Raw genomic sequence first — 18,455 nt, 5'->3', positions numbered from 1 at the left:
GTTCCCTAGTGCCAGGTGGCGGCGGCCCGGCGCAGGCGGTCGTTTATCGCCCGGCCCACGCCGGTCTCCGGCACCGGCTGGGCGACGATCTCGGTCACCCCTGCCGCGTCGAGCCGGTGCAGCGCGTCGAACAGGCGCGCCGCCGCGGCCGTCACGTCGCCGTCGGGCGAGAGCACCTCCACCGCCGCCCAGTCGCCGTCCGCCGGCGGCTCCCGGAAGGCCAGGAATCCCCGCCGGGCGCCGCCGGGTTCGGCCGCCGCGCCCAACCGCAACGGGGTACGCGGGGCGTAGTGCGCGGCGAGCGTCCCGGGCGCGACGGGCTGACCGGAGCTGCCCTGGCGCACCTCGACCAAACCGACCGCCTCGGCGAGCGCCTCGATCGGCAGCGCGCCCAGCCGCAGCACCACCGGCCGTTCACCGCGGGCGTCCACGATCGTCGACTCGATCCCGCACCGGGTGGGGCCGCCGTCGAGCACCACGTCCACCGCGCCGCCCAGCCCGGCCACCACGTGTTCGGCCCGGGTCGGGCTGAGCTGGCCGAACCGGTTCGCGCTGGGCGCCGCCACCGGTACGCCGGCGGCCGCGATCAGCGCCCGCGCGGACGGCTCGTCCGGTACGCGTACCGCCATGGTGTCCAGGCCGGAGGTGACGATCGGCGGAATGATCTCCGGCCGGTCCACGATCAGGGTGAGCGGACCGGGCCAGAACCGCTTCGCGAGCGCGGCCACCGCCGTGGGCACCTCGCCCACCAGCGCGGCGAGGTCGGCGGCGTCGGCAAGGTGGCTGATCAGCGGGTCGAAGCTGGGCCGCGCCTTCGCCTCGAAGATCCGCGCCGCGGCTCGGGCGTCGAGCGCGTTGGCGCCCAGCCCATAGACCGTCTCGGTGGGAAAGGCGACCAGCCCGCCGGCGCGCAGGACGGCGGCGGCCTCGTCGATGCCGCGCTCGGCCGGCAGGACGCGCGGAGATCCGGTACTCACGCTCCGACGCTAGCCTGCCCGGATCGCCGACCTGGCAGGACCCCGTCGTGGCGCGGCCCGGGCACGACGGTCGTGACGGCCGGAGTCAGTCGGCCGAGTGCCCAGCGGCGTCCACGTCGGGAAGCGTGGGCGCGTCGGTCGGGTAGAGGCCGGCGGCGAAGCCGTACACCTGATCTCCGGCCCGGGGGATCTGCGCGAACCGCCTGGCCAGTTCCTGGACCTCCGCCCAGAACTCGCGGACGTCCTCGATCGGGATGCGCGCGTGCAGGAGCGTGCACCGCAGCTCGTCGGCGGCGTGCGCGGCGGCCGCTTCCGCGGCGGCAGCGGCGAGCCCGTTGATCCCGGCCACGACGCGCTTGTCCTCGGGCCGGCTGAGCGCACCGACGTAGAACGTGCGGGCGACACGCCCGTAGAACCGTTCCTCGATGGCGCGTACCCGGCGGGTCCGCACCACGCGCAGCAGCCCGGCGTCGACCAGTTGGTTCACGTGGTACGCGACGCTGCTCTTCGGCCGGTCGACAGCGCGGGCCAGCTCGTTCACAGTGGCAGCGCGTTCCAGGAGCAGCTCCAGCAGCGTGCTGCGCAGCGGGTCGGCGAGCGCACGCAACTGCTCCGGTGCGCTGACCACGAGCAGGTCGTCGAGGTCGTAGTCCGGGATCCGCTGATTGACCGACATTTCTCGACCGTTCTAAGATTCTGGTTCGTTCGATAACTCTGGTCTGACAACTCAGGAGTGTAGTGATGGCCGAGATCATGCTCTTCCACCACATTCAAGGGCTCACAGACGGGGTCCGCGCGCTCGCCGACTCCCTGCGCTCCGGTGGGCACACCGTGCACGCCCCGGACCTCTTCGACGGCGAACTCCCGGGCACCATCGAGGACGGCGCCGCGCTGACCAAGCGGATCGGCGGCGACGTGCTCGACCAGCGCGCCGACGCACTCGTCGCCGACATGCCGGCCGACCTCGTCTACGCGGGCATCTCCTGGGGCGCCGCCATCGCCCAGCGGCTCGCCCAGACCCGGGCCGGCGCCCGGGCCGCCCTGCTCTACGAGGCCTGCCTGCCGGTGACCGGCGAATGGGCGATCGGCCCCTGGCCCGACGGCGTGGCGGTCCAGGTGCACGGCATGGAGCAGGACCCGTTCTTCGGGCTGGAAGGCGATGTGGACGCCGCCCGTGAACTGGTGTCGATCGTCGGTCCCGAGCGCGGCAAGCTGTACGTCTACCCCGGCGACCGGCACCTCTTCACCGACAGTTCGCTGCCCTCGTACGACGCGGAGGCGACCGCGCTGGTGGTGAGCCGCAGCCGCGAGCTGCTCGACCGGCTCGGCTGACGCCTACTCGTCACCGCGCAGCCGCGCCAACGCGGCCGCGTACTCGGCGCCGGTCAGCGCCCCGCGCTCGTACTGCCTGGTCAGCGCATGGATGTCACGCCGCTGCGCGGCGCTCGGAGCCGGCCGCCGGACCTGCTCCGGCGGGCCCGGACGGTCGGCGCGGACCGGATCCGGCGCCGGGCTCGCCGGCGGGCGCTGCTCCGAGGGCCGGGCGTTGCGGTGGCACTCCCGCAGGGTCGCGAGGATCTCGTCGTAGTGCTCCGGCCAGGTGACCAGCCGGGTCAGCTCCGGGCGGAAGTTGAACGGCCGGATGAAGTCCCCGCGCTGGATCGGTGTCTGCACCGGATCGCCGTCGATCCGCTCGATGACGATCGCGACGCGTCCCATGTCGAGGCCCACCATGGAACCAGTACCGTTGTGGATCTCCACGACCGACGCCCACGACACCGTGGTCGTGTGGAACAGCGAGCGCGAGCGTACGCCGATGTGGCTCACCCAGACGCCGAGCATCGCGCGGCGGACTGCGACGGCGAGACCGGCGGCGGTCCACGCCCCGACGAACGCCGCCATCGGGCCCGGCAGCCATCCGCGTAGGCCGGCGACCGTGTAGAACACCAGGTGGCCGCCCGTCCCCACCACCGCGAAGATCGCGCCGACGGTGGTCAGGTCCAGCGAGTACGGGCGCCGCCACACCATCATGCCGCCAGAGTGACCGATCGTGTCGAGCGGTTCCGCGCGGAGTCAGCGCCCGGCTACCGGTACTGTGCGATCTGGATCAGGTTGCCGCAGGTGTCGTCGAACACCGCAGTGGTCACCGGGCCCATGTCGACCGGCTCCTGGGTGAACAGCACGCCGAGGCCCCGCAACCGGTCGTGCTCGGCGGCCACGTCGTCCACCGCGAACTGCGTCAGCGGGATGCCGTCGGCCGCGAGCGCCTCCTTGAACGCCTTGGCGGCCGGGTGCGCGTCGGGCTCCAGCAGCAGCTCCACGCCGTCCGGGGCGTCGGGCGAGACCACTGTGAGCCAGCGGTACTCCCCGGTCGGCACGTCGGTCTTCTTCACGAAGCCGAGCACGTCGGTGTAGAAGCGCAGCGCCTTGGCCTGGTCGTCGACGTACACGCTGGTGAGGTTGATTCTCATGGGTTCTCCTGGGTGGGTTCGGCGGACCTGAGCCATCGCTCGGTGATGGACCGCAGCGGCCGGGTGTCGAGGTGGTGGAACTTGTAGCGACCCTGCCGCCGCGTGACGATCAGGCCGGCGGCCTCCAGGACGTCGAGGTGCTGGGAGATCGCCTGCCGGGACGAGCCGACCTGGTGCTTCGTGGCCAGCCGGCCGCAGATCTCGAACAGGGTCTGACCGTCGCGCTCGGTCAGCTCGTCGAGGATCAGGCGGCGGGTGGGATCGGCCAGCGCCTGGTACAGATCGCCCACGTCACCCACCATATGCAAGTAGCAGCTTGCCTATCAAGAGGCTGCCCGACATCGGAGGACGTCATGCCCGGCTACATCCTCACCGGCGCTCCCGGCTCCGGTAAGACCGCGATCCTGCGCCACCTGGAAGTCGACGGCCACCCCGTCGTGGAGGAGGCCGCGACCGACGTGATCGCGCTTCACCAGGCGCTCGGTCTGCCCGAGCCGTGGCGGGAGCCGGACTTCGCCGAGCGGGTGCTGGATCTCCAGCGGAGGCGTCGGCGTCGAGCCGAGATGTTCGGCGACGACGTGGTGTTCCACGACCGCTCACCCGTGTGCACGCTCGCGTTGTGCCGCCACCTCGGCATGACACCACCGTCGGCCCTGCTCGACGAGATCGAGGGCATGACGACGGAACGGACCGTCTTCTTCGTCCGGAATCAGGGCTTCGTCGAGGCGACCGCGGCCCGGCGGATCAGCTTCGAGGAGTCGATCGTCTTCGAGCGGGTCCACGAACTGACGTACCGCGAGGCGGGATTCGATCTGGTCGACGTGCCGGCGGGACCGCTCGCGACCCGGGTGGCGACGATAAAGCAGACGGTCGATCGACTGCACGCGGTCAAGGCGCCGACATGACGTTCCGGGCGGCGACGACAACGGAGAATCCCGTGCGCAGGGATGTTCCCCCCGACCGTGGGGCGAGGAACCGCCGCCGGCCTCGACGAGCGAGGGCCGGCGGCGAGGTCGCGACGCGCCGTTCGGGGTGACGGATCAGCCGGCGAGCTGCCGCCGCACCGAGTCGGCGTCCATCAGGTACGACATGAACTTGAACTTGCCGTCCTGGACCCGGTAGAAGGCGGTCTCGGTGAACGACACCGACTTGCCGGTGGGGGTCAGGCCGTTCCACTCCTTGACCGGGGTGCCCGTGTCGACGAGGCGGGCGGCGATCCGGTCGCCCTCGACGACGACGTCCTGGATCTCCCAGTGGAGGTCCGGCACCGCCTCCACGTGCTTGTAGAACTCGGCCACCATGTCCGCCATCTTGACCGGGGTGCCGTTCATGATGACCTCCTCGTGGGCGAAGTCGGCCATGCGGGCGAACTCCCGCTTGTTCGCCAGGTCGACGTACCGCAGGTAGAAGTCGCGCAGTTCCTGAGTGGACATACCCGCATCAGTCACGGTGGCGCTCATGATCGTTCTTCCTCATCTGTTGATGCCGGCCCGTTTCCCCGGGCTGGTCGTTGCGGGAGCGGAACCACGTCCAAGTTTTGTACCGCTCGGTTCTGCAACGACCGTAGCAGGCTTCTGTACCGATCGGTTCATGATCAGGGTCACGTTCTGTACCAAGCGGTACGAGGCCGGGCCCGTTACCGTCCTCGACGTGGACATGGCGGAGTTCTGGACGCTCCTGGAGCGGTCAGCCGGCGAAACGACCGGCCCGGACCACAGGCTGGACTGGTTGACGCACCAGCTCAGCCAGGTCTCTCTGGAACACGTCGTGGACTTTCAGATCAACCTGGAGGCCGCGCGTCGCCCGATCGACACGTACGCCATGTGGGGAGCCGCCAACCAGATCCTGGACGGGCTCTGCAGCAGCGACGCGTTCTGGTACTTCCAACCGTGGCTGATCGGCCAGGGGCAGCGCTTGTGGCATCACGTCGCCCAGAACCCGGACAACCTCGCCGACCTGGTCGCCGTTCGTGTGCTCGCCGGTCGCAGTCACGAGGAGTGGGCCGACGCGGAATGGCCACAGTGGGAGGAACTCGCCTACGCGGCGGCCGACGCCTACGAACGCGCCACCGGCCGGCGTGACGGGCTCTACGAAGCGCTGGACGCCCGAGGTCACCGCGCGTACGCGGACCCGGAACCGAACGATCAGCCATGGAACAGCGACAGCCTCACCGAGATCGCACAACGCCTGCCGCGCCTCGCGCGCCTGTTCCCCCGCCGGCATTACGTGACGCCCTGACGCGGAGCGTAGGGCTACGCCCCTGGGGCGGCTGTCCCGGCGGTCTCGATTGCCGACTTGAAGTCGGGACCGGCCCCGATCTGAGCGAGCAACACATTCGCCGCGTTGTAACAGTTGAAGCTTTCGATTTTTCCCTCACGGAGATACCAGAGATCTGCCGTCGGCACGTCGATACGGTTACCGGTCGGACGGATCTCGCCGATCGGAGTCGGAAAACCGCCGAGATGCGTTCCCTGGATTCGCAGCTCGACAGCAACAACGTCACCCATCACATGCATTTCGAGTAGCTCCCGGTGAACGTCGGGGAAGATGCCGGCGAAGCCCGTCAGCGCCTGCGGAATCTGGTCCCCGCGGAACGTCAGCGAATTCGGCATGTCGTTGAAGGTTCCATCCTCGGTGAACAAGGCGCGGAAACCATGTCCGTCGAGCACGCTCCCTTCCGCCAACCGGTACGCCTCGCGCACAACCTCTTCGTTACTTCTCACTTCTGCTCCTCCTGGGCGGCGACCGCCCACGTCGATGACGCCTGACCTGGTCGCATCAATGCACTCCAACGAAGCTAGCAAGTTATTGACCGCTTGGTCAATAACGTAGGCTTGGTCACATGCCGCGGCCCCGCAAGTTCGTCGAGAGTGATGTCGTCAGCAGCGCCAGCGAGGTGTTCGCGGCGCACGGCCTCGCCGCGACACTGGACGACCTGGTGCGGGCGACCGGCCTGGGGAAACAGAGCTTGTACAACGCGTTCGGCGGGAAACGGGAACTGTTTTTCCGGGCCCTCTCCGAGGATCGGAAGGAGGCGACGCGCGCCGTCTCCGAAGCACTCGGACACGACGGCGCCTCGCCGCTGGAGCGAATCCGGGGTCACATGCTCAGGATGGCGATCGAGTTCAGCAGCAGCGACCGGCGAGTCTCGCTCACCACTCGCGCGCTGGTCGAATCGACCGGCGAGGAGGATCCACTCTCGACCGCCACGAAGGCAAGCATCGAGCAGCTCGCGGGGATCTACGCCCAGTGCCTGGAACATGCGCGGGAGAACGGGGATCTCCCGGAGGACGCGAACGTGCAGTCACTGGCGGTCTACTTCGTCGCCATCACCCGAGGAATGGAGTTGCTCGGCCGCGCCGGCGTGGGCCGCGCCGTTCTCACCGCGGTCGCCCTCGATGCGCTTCGCGTGCTCCACGGTCAGCGGATGGGGGACTGACCTTCATCTGACCAAGGTGGTTGCCAGGACTTCTCAGTGACCCTGCGCGTCTTCGGTGCCGTATCGCGCCACCATCGTTCGGACGGCTTCTTCCACAACCTCGGACGCGCGGGCGGGCGTCACCGTCCAGTCCGGGAGCAGAAGGCCCGGCCAGAACAGGTAGTTGGAGATCATCCCGAGGAACTGCGTAGCGGCCATCTCCGGGTCGGCGATGTCCGCGGCTCCCGCGTCGTGCTCGGCCAGGAGGTAGAGCCGGACCGACTCGAAGTACGGCAGCTTGCCCTGCGAGAAGTGCGCCTTGCCCAGCTCGGGAAAGCGTGGCAGTTCCGCGATGACGATGCGGAACAGATCGGCCATCTCCGGCTGGCTCACCAGGGTCGCGTAGCGCCGTCCCAGAACGGTCAGGCCGGCCGTCAGGTCACCGGCGGGCGGCACGTCTGCGACGTCCTTCTCGGCCCACGAGTCGACGACGATGGCATCGAACAACGCCGCCTTCGTCGGGAACTGCTTGAACAGCGTCGCCTTCGACACGCCGGCACTGTCGGCGATACGCGCCAGTGATGCCCGGTCGTAGCCCAGCTCGAGGAAGAGCTCAGTGGCGGCCTGGACGATGAGCGCGCGCTTCTCCTGCGCCACGCGCTGGTGATAGGTCGACGGCGCTGACGTCATCCGCCCATCATAGCGAGGTGAGTGGGTTGACTCACCACTCGCACAGGCGTAGCTTCGGCGTGGTGAGTTGCTCGACTCACCACCCGGTTTCCGGGTTGACGTCCCTCGTACACACTCGGAGGATCCGATGTCCCGCTTCGCCAATCAGACCGTTCTCGTGACCGGCGGCACCGGTGGACAGGGGGCCAGCCACGTGCGCGCCCTGCATGCCGAAGGCGCCAACGTCGTCATCGGTGACATCGACGCCGAGCGTGGTGCCGGCCTCGCCGCCGAGCTGGAAGACAGGGCGCGTTTCGTCCGCCTCGACGTGTCCCAGGAGGAGTCGTGGGCCGCCGCCGTCGCGGAGACCGAGAAGGCCTTCGGTGCGCTCACGATCCTGGTCAACAACGCCGGGGTGCAGAACCCACCAGCTCTCATCGAGTCCACCGACCGGGCTACGTGGGCTCGCATCCTCGACATCAACCTCACCGGCACCTTCCTCGGCATCAAGGCAGCCGCCCCGTCACTGCGTCGCGCGGGAGGAGGAGTGATCATCAACATCGCCTCCACCATGGGCATCGGCGGTACAGCCTTCTACGCGCCCTATGTCGCCAGCAAATGGGCCGTTCGAGGGCTCACTCAGACCGCTGCCCTTGAGTTGGGGCGCGACAACATCCGCGTCAACGCGATCCACCCCGGCGTGATCGCCACTCCGTTCATCACCGAGCCGGCGGCCGGCAGCGACGCCCCGATCGCCGACTTCTACTCGCCCGAGCCGTACGCCGTCCCGCGACTCGGGCAGCCCGCCGACATCACCGCGCTGCTGTTGTTCCTCACGTCGCCGGACGCGGCCTTCATCACCGGCGCCGAATACACCATCGACGGCGGACTGCTCCTCGGTCCCGCACTGCAGAAGGAAGCCGCATGAACCCCGCAGACCGGCATGGTGAGCGCAGCGGGCCTGACCCGCTGGCGCACCTGCCGAAGCCAAGGGACTGCTCTCGGTGCTGACCGGGGGCGGGCTGGAATGGCTGCACCTGCACGACCTGCGCCACGCATTCGCCACGTTCCTGCTCGACCAGGGCGAGGAGCTGCGCACGGTGATGGAGCTGCTGGGGCACTCCACGATCCGGATGACGGCCGACACCTACAGGCACGTCCTGCCGGCGCGGGCTCGTCAGGCTGCCCCGGCCATCGATCGCGTCCTCGGTGAGGAAGGGACGGCGTGACCGCTTGGCTGTACGAATGGCTGTACTCGGACCCGAGATCAACCAAGGAAAGTGCTGGTGGAGCCCAGGGGACTCGAACCCCTAACCCCTGCCTTGCAAAGGCAGTGCTCTGCCAGTTGAGCTAGGGCCCCGTGACGGCGTTCAGCGCAGGTCGGGCGCCGTGGTCGCCTCGTGCCACAGGGCGCGCTCGTCGTTCGAGGCCTTGACCTTCTTGGCCACGACGGCGGCCACACCGACGATGCCGGCCAGGATCAGGAGCTTCTTGAACATGTGCTTGACCCCTCGCGCTCGACTGTCGTCGGACGATGTGCGGTGGGGCTAGCTGGAATCGAACCAGCGACCTCAGAGTTATCAGCTCTGCGCTCTAACCGACTGAGCTATAGCCCCGCGTAGCGACGAGCTAGGTTAACCCATCGCCTCCACCGCGCCCAAATCGGGGGTCTGTGGTGGAAGCACCCGCGCCATCTCGAACCTACCCGGACGCACGACGCCGGGGCGACCGCTTTACGCGGTGCCCCGGCGTCGGTCGATCAGTCCCGCTCGGCGAGCGTCAGCTCGATCCCGCCGACCAGGTCGGCGCAGACGTTGTAGACGAACGCGCTGAGCGTGGCCAGCGCGGTGAACAGCACGACGTTCACCAGGCCGATCAGCGCCGACGTCAGGATCACGCCCTTGGCGGTGATCCGGAAGCCGCCGCCACCCTGGCCGCCGCCGGCGTTCACCAGGTCGGTGAGGCTGTCGTTGACGCTCTTGAACACACCCATGGCGTCAAGCGCCAGGTAGAGCACCGACGTCGCCACGACGACCACGATGAAGAGCACCACGGACACCGCGAAGGCGAACTTCATCACCGACCACGGGTCGATGCGCTTCAGGTTCAGCCGGGCCCGTCGCGGTCCGCGCGACGCGGCCGAGCTGACCGAGGTACGCGCGGCGCGTACCGCCTCACCCACGCGCGCGGCGCCGACGGCCGCCGCGCCGCTGATGCCCGGCGGCAGGCCGCCACCGTTGGCGGGCCGTGCCTGGGGGCTCGCGGCGCCGCTCGGGCGCGAGCCGTCGGGCGACGCCTGCGGGGCGGTGCCCAGGCCGGCGCCGATCCGCGGCTGCGTGCCGGTCGTCCCGGTGGAGGCCCGGCCGGTGGCCGACGGGGGCTTGATCGGCTGAGTGCTCGTGGCGTTCGCGGGCTTGGCGGCCGGAGCGGCCAGACCGTCGGCCGACGTCGGAGCGTCGACCTTGGTCTCGGCCGAGTCCCGGGAATCGGAGTCCTCTCCCGGCTTGTCCGGAGGCGGCGCCATGCCGGGAGCCCGGGTGAACTTCGGGGCAGGCGCGTCGGCGGGAACCGTGGCCCGGCCCACAGCCGCGCGGCCGGTCGCTGGTGTGCCGCCCTGCGCGGCCTCCTCCTCGACCGGAGTGGCCGAGGTCCCCTTGTTCCCCGACTTCGCCTGTGTCTCCGTCATCAACTAGTCCTGTTCGTCAGGCTCGTCGGCATTGCGAGCAATCGCCACGATAGTCACGCCGTCCGGGAGGTCCATCAGCTTGACCCCCATTGTGTTCCGGTCACGCGTACGGCGTACAGGCTTCACCGGAGTCCGGATGACGCCGCCGTTGCTCGTGATGGCGAACAGCTCGTCCTCCGGATCGATCACGACCGCGCCGACCAGGCCACCGCGTCGCTCGGTGATCTTCGCGGTCAGCACGCCCTTACCTCCCCGGCCCTGGACCGGGTATTCCTCGATCGGGGTACGTTTCGCGTAACCCCCGTTCGTCGCGACCAGAACGTCCCGACCCTCTCGCACCACCTCGACGGCGAGCAACTCGTCCTCGCCGCTGAAGCGCATGCCGATCACCCCGGAAGTCGCCCGGCCCATCGGGCGCAGCGCCTCGTCGGTGGCGTTGAAGCGGATCGCCTGGGCGTTCTTCGACACGAGCAGCAGGTCGTCCTCCGGAGCGACCAGGACCGCACCGACCAGTTCGTCCTCATCGCGCAGGTTGACCGCGATGATGCCGCCGGAACGGTTGGAGTCGAACTCCTCGAGCCGCGTCTTCTTCACCAGGCCGTTCTTCGTGGCCAGTACCAGGTAGGGAGCCACCTGGTAGTTCGGGATTTCAATGATCTGCGCGATCTGCTCGTCGGGCTGGAACGCGAGCAGGTTGGCCACGTGCTGGCCCTTGGCCACCCTACTGGCCTCGGGAAGCTCGTACGCCTTCGCCCGGTAGACCCGACCCTTGTTCGTGAAGAACAGGATCCAGTCGTGGGTAGAGCATACGAAGAAGTGGCTGACGATGTCGTCCTGGCGGAGCGTCGCCCCGCTGACGCCCTTCCCGCCACGCCGCTGCGACCGGTAGAGGTCGACCTTGGTCCGCTTCGCGTACCCGGTGCGGGTGATCGTCACCACCACGTCCTCGCGGGCGATGAGGTCCTCCATCGAGACCTCGCCGTCGAACGGGATGATCTTCGTACGCCGCTCGTCGCCCCACTTCGCGACGATCTCGCCCAGCTCCTCCGACACGATCCGCCGCTGCCGCTCCGGCTTGGCCAGGATGTCCTTGAGGTCGGCGATCTCCACTTCGAGCTTCGCCAGGTCGTCCAGGATCCGCTGCCGTTCCAGAGCGGCCAGCCGGCGCAGCTGCATGTCCAGGATCGCGGTCGCCTGGACCTCGTCGATGTCCAGCAGCCGGATCAGGCCCTGCCGGGCGTCCTCCACCGTGGGCGAGCGCCGGATCAGGGCGATCACCTCGTCCAGCGCGTCCAGCGCCTTGGACAGACCGCGCAGGATGTGCGCCCGCTCCTCGGCCTTGCGCAGCCGGAACGCGGTCCGCCGCCGGATCACCTCGATCTGGTGCTCGACGTAGTAGCGGATGAACTGGGCCAGGTTGAGCGTGCGCGGCACGCCGTCGACCAGCGCCAGCATGTTGGCGCCGAACGTCTCCTGAAGCTGGGTGTGCTTGTAGAGGTTGTTCAGCACCACCTTGGCGACCGCGTCGCGCTTGAGCACCAGAACGATCCGCATGCCGGTACGCCCGGAGGACTCGTCGCGGATGTCGGCGATGCCGGCGAGCTTGCCCTCCTTGATCAGCTCGGCGATGCGCTCGGCGAGGTTGTCCGGGTTGACCTGGTAGGGCAGCTCACTGACCACGAGCGCCGGCCGCCCGCGCTTGTCCTCCTCGACCTCGACCACGGCGCGCATGCGGATCGAGCCCCGCCCGGTCCGGTACGCGTCCTGGATGGCCGCCTGCCCGACGATCAGGCCGTGGGTCGGGAAGTCCGGGCCCTTGACGATCTCCAGCAGGGCTTCCAGCGTGGTCGCCTCGTCGGCCTCCGGGTGCTCCAGGCACCACTGCACGGCCGCGCCGATCTCGCGCAGGTTGTGCGGCGGGATCTTGGTGGCCATGCCGACCGCGATGCCCTCGGAGCCGTTGATCAGCAGGTTCGGGATCCGCGACGGCAGGATGGTGGGCTCCTTGGCCCGGCCGTCGTAGTTGTCCTGCAGGTCGACGGTGTCCTCGTCGATGTCCCGCAGCATCTCCATCGCCAGCGGGTCGAGCTTGCACTCGGTGTAACGCATGGCGGCTGCCGGATCGTTACCGGGCGAGCCGAAGTTGCCGTTGCCGTCGACCAGCGGGTAGCGCAGCGACCACGACTGCGCCATCCGGACCAGCGCGTCGTAGATGGCCGAGTCGCCGTGCGGGTGGAACTGGCCCATCACGTCGCCGACGACGCGGGAGCACTTCACGTACCCGCGGTCCGGCCGGTAGCCGGAGTCGAACATGGCGTAGAGGATCTTGCGGTGGACCGGCTTGAGCCCGTCCCGGACGTCCGGCAGGGCCCGCCCGACGATCACGCTCATCGCGTAGTCGAGGTACGAGCGCTGCATCTCGACCTCGAGGCCGACCGGCTCGATCCGGTCGTGCTGGACGACCGCGGCCAGGGCCTCCGGGGCCTCCGGCTCGTTCGGGGTGGACTCGGGGATATCGGTCACTGTTAACCCTTATCAGACTCAGAGTCGTGGTCTCGCTGTGGATAACGGCTGTGGAAAGCGGCCAGACTGTGGATAACTCTGTGGACTTCCGGGCCGGCCGGTGGATGACCGGCCGGCCCGGCGCATCCGTCAGATGTCCAGGAACCGCACGTCCTTGGCGTTGCGCTGGATGAACGACCGGCGTGCCTCGACGTCCTCACCCATCAGGACGCTGAACAGCTCGTCCGCGGTTGCGGCGTCGTCGAGGGTGACCCGGCGCAGCGTGCGCGTCGCCGGGTTCATCGTGGTCTCCCACAGCTCGGGGTAGTTCATCTCGCCGAGACCCTTGAACCGCTGGATGTCGTCCGGGCGGGCGTTGGGCTTCTTCTGCTGGCGCAGCGCGATCAGCCCGTCGCGCTCGCGGTCCGAGTACGCGTACTGGGCGTCGTCGCCCTTCTTGTTCCACTTGATCTTGTAGAGCGGCGGTGCGGCCAGGTAGACGTGGCCCAGCTCGACCAGCGGCCGCATGAAGCGGAACAGCAGGGTGAGCAGCAGCGTCTGGATGTGCTGGCCGTCCACGTCGGCGTCGGCCATCAGCACGATCTTGTGGTAGCGCAGCTTCTCGATGTCGAAGTCGTCGTGGATGCCGGTGCCGAGCGCGGTGATCAGCGCCTGCACCTCGTTGTTCTTCAGCACCCGGTCGATGCGGGCCTTCTCGACGTTGAGGATCTTGCCGCGGATCGGCAGGATCGCCTGGACGCGCGGGTCGCGGCCCTGCTTGGCCGAGCCGCCGGCCGAGTCGCCCTCGACGATGAAGACCTCGGACTCACGCGGGTCGGTGGACTGGCAGTCGGCCAGCTTGCCGGGCATCGACCCGGACTCCAGCAGCGACTTGCGCCGCGCGAGCTTGCGCGCCTGCTGGGCGGCGATCCGGGCACGCGCCGCCTGGGACGCCTTCTGGATGATGATCTTCGCTTCGGCCGGGTTGCGGTCGAACCAGTCGACGAGCGACTCGTTGCAGACCCGCTGCACGAAGCCCTTGACCGGGGTGTTGCCCAGCTTGGTCTTGGTCTGACCCTCGAACTGCGGGTCGGTGAGCTTGACCGAGATGATCGCGGCCAGGCCCTCGCGGATGTCCTCACCCGAGAGGCGCTCGTCGCCCTTGAGCAGCTTCTTCTCGGCGCCGTAGCGGTTGACGACGCTGGTCAGCGCGGCCCGGAAGCCTTCCTCGTGGGTGCCGCCCTCGTGGGTGTTGATGTTGTTGGCGAAGGTGTAGACCGACTCGCCGTACGACTCGTTCCACTGCATGGCGATCTCGACCGACATGCCCGTCTCCTCGGCGCCGAACTCGACCACCGTCTTGTGGATCGGGCTCTTGGAGGCGTTGAGGTGCCGGACGAAGTCGGCGATGCCGCCCTCGTAGTGGAAGGTGACCTCGCGGGTCTTGCCGTCCTCGTCCTCCGGGACCCGCTCGTCGAGCAGGTGGATGGTGAGACCCCGGGTGAGGAAGGCCATCTCCTGGAGGCGCCGGTAGATGGTGTGGAAGTCGAAGTCGACGGTCTCGAAGACGTCCGGGTCGGGCCAGAAGGAGACGGCCGAACCGGTGCGGTCGGTCTCCTCGCCCTTCTCCAGCGGCGTCGGCTTGGAGTGGTTGTACTGCTGGCGCCAGACGAAGCCGTCCTTGTGGATCTCCACGGCCATCCTGGTGGACAGCGCGTTCACCACGGAGACGCCGACGCCGTGCAGGCCGCCGGAGACGGCGTACGCCTTGCCGTCGAACTTGCCGCCCGCGTGCAGCACGGTCAGGGCGACCTCGACACCCGGCTTCTTCAGCTTGGGGTGCAGGTCGACCGGGAAGCCACGGCCGTTGTCGGTCACCCGGACGCCGCCGTCGGCCAGCAGCACCACGTCGATGGTGTCGCAGTGCCCGGCCAGCGCCTCGTCCACCGCGTTGTCGACGACCTCCCACACCAGGTGGTGCAGACCGCGCTCACCGGTGGACCCGATGTACATACCGGGCCGCTTCCGGACCGCTTCCAGGCCCTCGAGAACGGTGATGGACTCGGCACCGTACTTCTTGTTGTCCTCCGCTGCCACGCTCGGCCACTTTCTCGCACCGGCCGCGCATGGGCGCGGGGGCGCGGGTTCGGCGGACAGGACGCGACGTCGGCGCGCATGGACCGCCCCTGGGATCGCCAGGTCGGATCATGCACGCCGGGCGCCGCGGTTGCCCGCGGATCGCGATCGGCTCGGACCCGATGCGGGACTATGATCGAGGGCCCACCGGGCCCATGTCCGTCGCTCCGTCTCGGGTCTTTCGTCTCGCCCTCAATCTTACTGTGCGGAGCCGACCAAACCGCCACTCGGCACCCTCTCCGAGGCGGCTGAGAATGCCGTAGCCGGACGAACCGCGCCGCCCACGACTCCCCCTACACGCCATTGGGGCGGTACCGCGCCACCGGCCACCGTGCGCTGCGACGGTCATCCGACCGGTGATCGGCGGTGCCCGGACCGGGGGTCGCGGCCGGCCCCGGCGTGCCGTAGCTTTTGCGGCGCCGCCGTTGCGGTCTTGATCTTTTGCGCCCGGAACCGGGACGATCGTCGGAGACGGTCCGAAAAAGCTTGGTGAGAGGTGACGCCAGATGGGGCTGGACAACGTCGCGGTGCACTGGCCGCGGACCGGCCGCTTCTACGATCCGGTCGCGCCGGCTGAGTTCGTGGACTTCGGCGAGATCGTGGACGTGCCCCGGATCTCCGCGCCGACCGCGGCGCTCGCCGAGCTGATCGCGAAGACCGGCACGGTGCGCGCGACCGCGTACACCGAGTTGGTCGACCTGATCCTCGGGCTGGAGAATGTGCTCTACGCCACGGAGAACGCGGTCGAGGACGAAGACCCGGTGATCGACCCGGACGGCTGCTCCTGGATCGCCGAGGGCGTGGAGAAGTTCGTCGCGCGGCACCGGCCGTACGGCGAGTCGGTCACGTTCGAGTCGGTGAGCGAGGTGCTGCGCGCGCTGCTCGGCGACGGCCGGCTGGCCGAGCAGCAGCTCCGCTGGCTGGACAGCCGGCTGGACCGGCTGCGGGACGAGAACGGCGACCCGCCGCAGTGGAACTTCACCTGCGCGGAGCTGAGCGTGCTCGCGGCCTTCTACCGACGCTGCGCGGAGCGGGGCTTCGCGGTCTACGCCGACGTCTGACCGGGCGCAGCCCCGGGAGAAGCCGCGGCCCCGGTCGTCGTGGCCCGGTTGGCAGCCGCGATCACCTCGGTCAGCGCCGTGTGCAGGTGCCGCAGGTCGGCCAGCGGCAGGCCGAGGCGCTGCACGATGGCCGGCGGGATCCGCTCGGCCTGCGCCCGCAGCGCCTGCCCGGCGGCGGTGAGCGAGACGGCCAGGCTGCGCTCGTCGGCGGCGTCCCGCTCCCGCCGGATGTAGCCGGCCGCCTCCAGCCGCTTGAGCAGCGGTGACAGCGTGCCCGGGTCGAGCTGGAGCAGCCGGCTCAGATCCCGCCCGGACAGCGGCGCGTGCTGCCAGAGCGCCAGCATCACCAGGTATTGCGGATGGGTGAGCCCCATCGGCTCCAGCAGCGGCCGGTAGACCGCGACGACGCTCCGGGCGGCGACGGACAGCGCGAAGCAGACCTGCTGCTCCAGCGCCAGGGGGTCCTCCTCGATGCCGTCGGTCACCCTCGTCCTCCTCGTCGTCGTTGCGATCCTAGCAACGATTGGTGTACCAATGGTTTGCACACAAAACAGCGAGAGGGCGGCGGGATGAGCGACGACGAGCAGGTGGGCGACGCCTCCGGCAAGGGCGGCCGCCTGTTGGGCTGGGTCTTCCGCAACCTCGCCGGCCCGTCCCAGGTGCAGGGCGCGGTACAGGGCGGCTCGAAGCTGGCCCGCGACGCGTGGAAGGAAGACCTGGAGCGCCGCAAGCAGTGGAGCCGCGAGCAGCGCGAACTCAAGCGCGCCCGGCGGGAGGCGCGGCGTTCCGGCGGTGTCGGTCAGCCGTAGGTGTCGCGGGGGCCGCGCCCGCGTACCCGTCGAGGGCCGCGCGACCACGACGGTGCCGCCGGGCCGTGGATGTGCAGCTTGCGCACCACGTTGTGGCCGACCTCGCGGCCGATCTGCTGCAACAGCGAGCCCGCCAGCAGGCGCAACTGGGTCGCCCAGGCCGTCGAGCGGGCCTCCACCGTCAGCTCGCCGTCCTCCAGCTTGACCGGGCGGCTGTGCTGGGCGACCTCCTGGCCGACCACCTTCTCCCACGCGCCGAACACGGTCGCCTCGGCCGCCGGCTGCTGCCAGCCCCGCGCCTTGACCAGCTTGTCCAGCACCGCGCCGAGCGGCTGCGGGTCGCGCGGGTCCGGCCCCGGGCCCGAGTAGCCGCGCAGCCGCTTCTCGCCGTCGCCGCGGACCGCGCCGCGCCGCCGGGGGGCCGCCGCCTGACGCCGGGCCTTCGCCGCGTCCAGCACCGCACGGGCCAGTTCCGGCCCGGTCGCGCCCTCCGGCGGGTTCGCGGCCGGCTCGCCGTCCGCCGGCTTTCCCGGGGTACGCGCGTCGCGTCCCGGCCCGAGCCGTGCGGGCGGGAGCTGCACCTCGTCATCCGGCACGTCGCACCGTCCCCTCGCCCACCGCGTACCGGGTGCCGCGCAGCGTCGTCGGCACGTCGTCGTCCACGGCGCAGGTGACGAGCAACTGGCTCGCGCCGCCCACCAGCTCGGCCAGCCGTTCCCGCCGGCCGGTGTCCAGCTCGGCGAAGACGTCGTCGAGCACCAGCACCGGCTCGATCCCGTCGGCGCGCAGCAGGTCGTACCCGGCCAGCCGAAGCGCCAGCGCGTACGACCAGGACTCGCCGTGGCTGGCGTACCCCTTGGCGGGCAGCGGGCCGAGGGTGAGCGCCAGGTCGTCGCGGTGCGGGCCGACGAGCGTGGTGCCGCGCTCGATCTCGGCGGCGCGGTTCGCGGTCAGCGCGGCGGCGAGCGCCTCCGCCAGCGCCGCCCGGTCGGCGCCGGGTTCGGGCAGCTCGACCGAGGGCCGGTACGCGATGCCCGCCGCGCCGCGGCCGGCGGCCACCGCGTCGTACGCCTTCGCGACGTGCGGGGTGAGCGCGGCGACCAGCTCCAGGCGACCGGCGAGCAGATCCGCGCCGTGCTGGGCCAGATGCGCGTCCCACACGGCCAGCGTCGACAGGTCGCCGCCGCGTGTGCCGCCGGTCTTGCGAGCGAGGTACGACGTACGCAACAGCGCGTTGCGTTGCTTGACCACACGCTCGTAGTCGGCGCGTACCCCGGCGTAGCGGGGCTGGCGGGTGACCAGCAGGTCGTCCAGGTAGCGGCGGCGTTCGGCCGGGTCGCCGCGGACCAGTTCCAGATCCTCCGGCGCGAACAGCACGAGACGCAGCGCGCCGAGCACGTCCCGGGCGCGCCGGGCCGGGGACCGGCCGAGGCGGGCCCGGTTGGCCTTGCCCGGGACGATCTCCAGCTCGATCAGCAGCTCCCGGCCCTCGTGCACCACCGCGCAGCGGATCACCGCCGAGGTGGCACCCATCCGGACCAGCGGGGCGTCAGTGGCGACCCGGTGCGAGTCCAGGGTCGCCACGTAGCCGAGCGCCTCGACCAGGTTGGTCTTGCCGACGCCGTTGGCGCCGACGAGCACGTTCGGACCCGGCTCCAGGTCGACGCCGACGCGCTCGTAGGAGCGGAAGTCGACCAGTTCGAGCCGGCGGACGTACACAGGCTGT

23 protein-coding genes and 2 tRNA genes are annotated in these 18,455 nt (G+C 69.8%); 8 read left to right on the top strand and 17 right to left on the bottom strand.

The features are described 5' to 3' along the window. Positions 1-5: 5 nt before the first annotated feature. Both GA0070562_RS01035 and GA0070562_RS01030 read right to left on the bottom strand, forming a co-directional pair. On the bottom strand, positions 6-953 hold the full coding sequence (locus GA0070562_RS01035; RefSeq protein ID WP_091415970.1) for an L-threonylcarbamoyladenylate synthase: 948 nt from the start codon (positions 951-953) through the stop codon (positions 6-8). Positions 954-1,062: 109 nt separating this feature from the next. Continuing rightward, on the bottom strand, positions 1,063-1,653 hold the full coding sequence (locus GA0070562_RS01030; protein WP_091413585.1) for a winged helix-turn-helix domain-containing protein: 591 nt from the start codon (positions 1,651-1,653) through the stop codon (positions 1,063-1,065). 65 nt (positions 1,654-1,718) lie between these two features. On the opposite strand from GA0070562_RS01030, the gene GA0070562_RS01025 reads away from it, so the two are divergent. Further along, positions 1,719-2,309, top strand: coding sequence for a dienelactone hydrolase family protein (locus GA0070562_RS01025; protein WP_091413583.1), 591 nt, complete (start codon positions 1,719-1,721; stop codon positions 2,307-2,309). 3 nt (positions 2,310-2,312) lie between these two features. Here GA0070562_RS01025 and GA0070562_RS01020 read toward each other — a convergent pair whose 3' ends face one another. The 3 genes from GA0070562_RS01020 to GA0070562_RS01010 are packed head-to-tail and all read right to left on the bottom strand — an operon-like array spanning position 2,313 to position 3,750. Next, complete coding sequence (locus GA0070562_RS01020) at positions 2,313-3,008, bottom strand: hypothetical protein (protein WP_091413581.1); 696 nt, start codon at positions 3,006-3,008, stop codon at positions 2,313-2,315. A 53-nt stretch (positions 3,009-3,061) separates the two neighbouring features. Then, complete coding sequence (locus tag GA0070562_RS01015) at positions 3,062-3,448, bottom strand: VOC family protein (RefSeq protein ID WP_091413579.1); 387 nt, start codon at positions 3,446-3,448, stop codon at positions 3,062-3,064. After that, entirely contained in the window at positions 3,445-3,750 is a 306-nt protein-coding gene (locus tag GA0070562_RS01010; RefSeq protein ID WP_091413576.1) for an ArsR/SmtB family transcription factor, read from the bottom strand. Before GA0070562_RS01010 ends, GA0070562_RS01015 begins: the two co-directional genes overlap by 4 nt. A gap of 51 nt (positions 3,751-3,801) precedes the next feature. On the opposite strand from GA0070562_RS01010, the gene GA0070562_RS01005 reads away from it, so the two are divergent. Further along, entirely contained in the window at positions 3,802-4,353 is a 552-nt protein-coding gene (locus GA0070562_RS01005; protein WP_091413573.1) for an AAA family ATPase, read from the top strand. Positions 4,354-4,488: 135 nt separating this feature from the next. On the opposite strand, the gene GA0070562_RS01000 is transcribed toward GA0070562_RS01005, so the two are convergent. Further along, positions 4,489-4,881, bottom strand: a complete 393-nt coding sequence (locus GA0070562_RS01000; protein WP_091413571.1) for an ester cyclase — start codon at positions 4,879-4,881, stop codon at positions 4,489-4,491. 223 nt (positions 4,882-5,104) lie between these two features. On the opposite strand from GA0070562_RS01000, the gene GA0070562_RS00995 reads away from it, so the two are divergent. Next, the gene (locus tag GA0070562_RS00995; RefSeq protein WP_254663729.1) at positions 5,105-5,686 is read left to right on the top strand and encodes a DUF4240 domain-containing protein; all 582 of its coding nucleotides are present in this window, start codon (positions 5,105-5,107) and stop codon (positions 5,684-5,686) included. 14 nt (positions 5,687-5,700) lie between these two features. On the opposite strand, the gene GA0070562_RS00990 is transcribed toward GA0070562_RS00995, so the two are convergent. Further along, positions 5,701-6,171 carry a nuclear transport factor 2 family protein gene (locus tag GA0070562_RS00990; protein WP_091413567.1) on the bottom strand — a complete coding sequence of 157 codons (471 nt, stop codon included), beginning with the start codon at positions 6,169-6,171 and terminating at the stop codon, positions 5,701-5,703. A 119-nt stretch (positions 6,172-6,290) separates the two neighbouring features. Here GA0070562_RS00990 and GA0070562_RS00985 point away from each other — a divergent pair, with 119 nt between their 5' ends. Then, a complete protein-coding gene (locus GA0070562_RS00985) occupies positions 6,291-6,887 on the top strand; it encodes a TetR/AcrR family transcriptional regulator (protein WP_091413565.1) in 597 nt (198 codons plus the stop codon). 33 nt (positions 6,888-6,920) lie between these two features. Here the strand turns inward: GA0070562_RS00985 and GA0070562_RS00980 are convergent, their stop codons facing one another. Then, positions 6,921-7,556: a TetR/AcrR family transcriptional regulator gene (locus GA0070562_RS00980; protein ID WP_091413563.1), complete on the bottom strand. Its 636-nt coding sequence runs from the start codon at positions 7,554-7,556 to the stop codon at positions 6,921-6,923. A 127-nt stretch (positions 7,557-7,683) separates the two neighbouring features. Between GA0070562_RS00980 and GA0070562_RS00975 the strand changes: the two genes are divergently transcribed. After that, the gene (locus GA0070562_RS00975; protein WP_091413561.1) at positions 7,684-8,463 is read left to right on the top strand and encodes an SDR family NAD(P)-dependent oxidoreductase; all 780 of its coding nucleotides are present in this window, start codon (positions 7,684-7,686) and stop codon (positions 8,461-8,463) included. A gap of 76 nt (positions 8,464-8,539) precedes the next feature. Then, positions 8,540-8,764 carry a tyrosine-type recombinase/integrase gene (locus GA0070562_RS00970; protein ID WP_254663702.1) on the top strand — a complete coding sequence of 75 codons (225 nt, stop codon included), beginning with the start codon at positions 8,540-8,542 and terminating at the stop codon, positions 8,762-8,764. Positions 8,765-8,819: 55 nt separating this feature from the next. Here the strand turns inward: GA0070562_RS00970 and GA0070562_RS00965 are convergent. From GA0070562_RS00965 to gyrB, 6 genes are all read right to left on the bottom strand, one after another. Next, a tRNA-Ala gene (locus tag GA0070562_RS00965) sits at positions 8,820-8,895 on the bottom strand. Positions 8,896-8,905: 10 nt separating this feature from the next. Beyond that, positions 8,906-9,034, bottom strand: a complete 129-nt coding sequence (locus GA0070562_RS30450; RefSeq protein ID WP_013283222.1) for a DLW-39 family protein — start codon at positions 9,032-9,034, stop codon at positions 8,906-8,908. Between the two features lie 43 nt (positions 9,035-9,077). Next, positions 9,078-9,151 (bottom strand) — tRNA-Ile (locus GA0070562_RS00960). A gap of 143 nt (positions 9,152-9,294) precedes the next feature. Further along, on the bottom strand, positions 9,295-10,221 hold the full coding sequence (locus tag GA0070562_RS00955; protein WP_091413559.1) for a DUF3566 domain-containing protein: 927 nt from the start codon (positions 10,219-10,221) through the stop codon (positions 9,295-9,297). 3 nt (positions 10,222-10,224) lie between these two features. Next, positions 10,225-12,744: a DNA gyrase subunit A gene (gene gyrA, locus GA0070562_RS00950; RefSeq protein ID WP_091413557.1), complete on the bottom strand. Its 2,520-nt coding sequence runs from the start codon at positions 12,742-12,744 to the stop codon at positions 10,225-10,227. Positions 12,745-12,873: 129 nt separating this feature from the next. Further along, on the bottom strand, positions 12,874-14,820 hold the full coding sequence (gene gyrB / locus GA0070562_RS00945; RefSeq protein WP_091413555.1) for a DNA topoisomerase (ATP-hydrolyzing) subunit B: 1,947 nt from the start codon (positions 14,818-14,820) through the stop codon (positions 12,874-12,876). 545 nt (positions 14,821-15,365) lie between these two features. On the opposite strand from gyrB, the gene GA0070562_RS00940 reads away from it, so the two are divergent. Then, a complete protein-coding gene (locus tag GA0070562_RS00940; RefSeq protein WP_091413552.1) occupies positions 15,366-15,920 on the top strand; it encodes a hypothetical protein in 555 nt (184 codons plus the stop codon). On the opposite strand, the gene GA0070562_RS00935 is transcribed toward GA0070562_RS00940, so the two are convergent. Next, complete coding sequence (locus tag GA0070562_RS00935) at positions 15,905-16,405, bottom strand: MarR family winged helix-turn-helix transcriptional regulator (protein WP_091413550.1); 501 nt, start codon at positions 16,403-16,405, stop codon at positions 15,905-15,907. The two genes, GA0070562_RS00940 and GA0070562_RS00935, sit on opposite strands and share 16 nt — an antisense overlap. 84 nt (positions 16,406-16,489) lie before the next feature. Here GA0070562_RS00935 and GA0070562_RS00930 point away from each other — a divergent pair, with 84 nt between their 5' ends. After that, positions 16,490-16,729, top strand: a complete 240-nt coding sequence (locus tag GA0070562_RS00930; RefSeq protein WP_013283216.1) for a hypothetical protein — start codon at positions 16,490-16,492, stop codon at positions 16,727-16,729. Here GA0070562_RS00930 and GA0070562_RS00925 read toward each other — a convergent pair. Then, on the bottom strand, positions 16,720-17,325 hold the full coding sequence (locus tag GA0070562_RS00925) for a DciA family protein (protein WP_091413548.1): 606 nt from the start codon (positions 17,323-17,325) through the stop codon (positions 16,720-16,722). The genes GA0070562_RS00930 and GA0070562_RS00925 overlap by 10 nt on opposite strands. Further along, on the bottom strand, positions 17,315-18,448 hold the full coding sequence (gene recF, locus GA0070562_RS00920) for a DNA replication/repair protein RecF (protein WP_091413546.1): 1,134 nt from the start codon (positions 18,446-18,448) through the stop codon (positions 17,315-17,317). Before recF ends, GA0070562_RS00925 begins: the two co-directional genes overlap by 11 nt. Positions 18,449-18,455 lie beyond the last annotated feature (7 nt).

Origin of the sequence: Micromonospora tulbaghiae, from assembly GCF_900091605.1 — a bacterium.
GTDB classification, from domain to species: Bacteria; Actinomycetota; Actinomycetes; order Mycobacteriales; family Micromonosporaceae; genus Micromonospora; species Micromonospora tulbaghiae.
Note: the sequence above shows the minus strand (reverse complement) of the source record. Positions and strands in the feature narration are given on the sequence as shown.

Excerpts from the sequence above, each read along its gene's own strand:
- GA0070562_RS01030 (WP_091413585.1), bottom strand. The coding sequence starts at position 1,653 with ATGTCGGTCAATCAGCGGATCCCGGACTACGACCTCGACGACCTGCTC.
- GA0070562_RS00930 (WP_013283216.1), top strand. The coding sequence starts at position 16,490 with ATGAGCGACGACGAGCAGGTGGGCGACGCCTCCGGCAAGGGCGGCCGC.
- GA0070562_RS00980 (WP_091413563.1), bottom strand. The coding sequence starts at position 7,556 with ATGACGTCAGCGCCGTCGACCTATCACCAGCGCGTGGCGCAGGAGAAG.
- GA0070562_RS30450 (WP_013283222.1), bottom strand. The coding sequence starts at position 9,034 with ATGTTCAAGAAGCTCCTGATCCTGGCCGGCATCGTCGGTGTGGCCGCC.
- GA0070562_RS00985 (WP_091413565.1), top strand. The coding sequence starts at position 6,291 with ATGCCGCGGCCCCGCAAGTTCGTCGAGAGTGATGTCGTCAGCAGCGCC.
- GA0070562_RS01025 (WP_091413583.1), top strand. The coding sequence starts at position 1,719 with ATGGCCGAGATCATGCTCTTCCACCACATTCAAGGGCTCACAGACGGG.
- GA0070562_RS01010 (WP_091413576.1), bottom strand. The coding sequence starts at position 3,750 with ATGGTGGGTGACGTGGGCGATCTGTACCAGGCGCTGGCCGATCCCACC.
- GA0070562_RS00955 (WP_091413559.1), bottom strand. The coding sequence starts at position 10,221 with ATGACGGAGACACAGGCGAAGTCGGGGAACAAGGGGACCTCGGCCACT.
- GA0070562_RS00995 (WP_254663729.1), top strand. The coding sequence starts at position 5,105 with ATGGCGGAGTTCTGGACGCTCCTGGAGCGGTCAGCCGGCGAAACGACC.
- GA0070562_RS01015 (WP_091413579.1), bottom strand. The coding sequence starts at position 3,448 with ATGAGAATCAACCTCACCAGCGTGTACGTCGACGACCAGGCCAAGGCG.
- GA0070562_RS01020 (WP_091413581.1), bottom strand. The coding sequence starts at position 3,008 with ATGATGGTGTGGCGGCGCCCGTACTCGCTGGACCTGACCACCGTCGGC.
- GA0070562_RS00975 (WP_091413561.1), top strand. The coding sequence starts at position 7,684 with ATGTCCCGCTTCGCCAATCAGACCGTTCTCGTGACCGGCGGCACCGGT.
- GA0070562_RS01005 (WP_091413573.1), top strand. The coding sequence starts at position 3,802 with ATGCCCGGCTACATCCTCACCGGCGCTCCCGGCTCCGGTAAGACCGCG.
- GA0070562_RS00940 (WP_091413552.1), top strand. The coding sequence starts at position 15,366 with ATGGGGCTGGACAACGTCGCGGTGCACTGGCCGCGGACCGGCCGCTTC.
- GA0070562_RS01000 (WP_091413571.1), bottom strand. The coding sequence starts at position 4,881 with ATGTCCACTCAGGAACTGCGCGACTTCTACCTGCGGTACGTCGACCTG.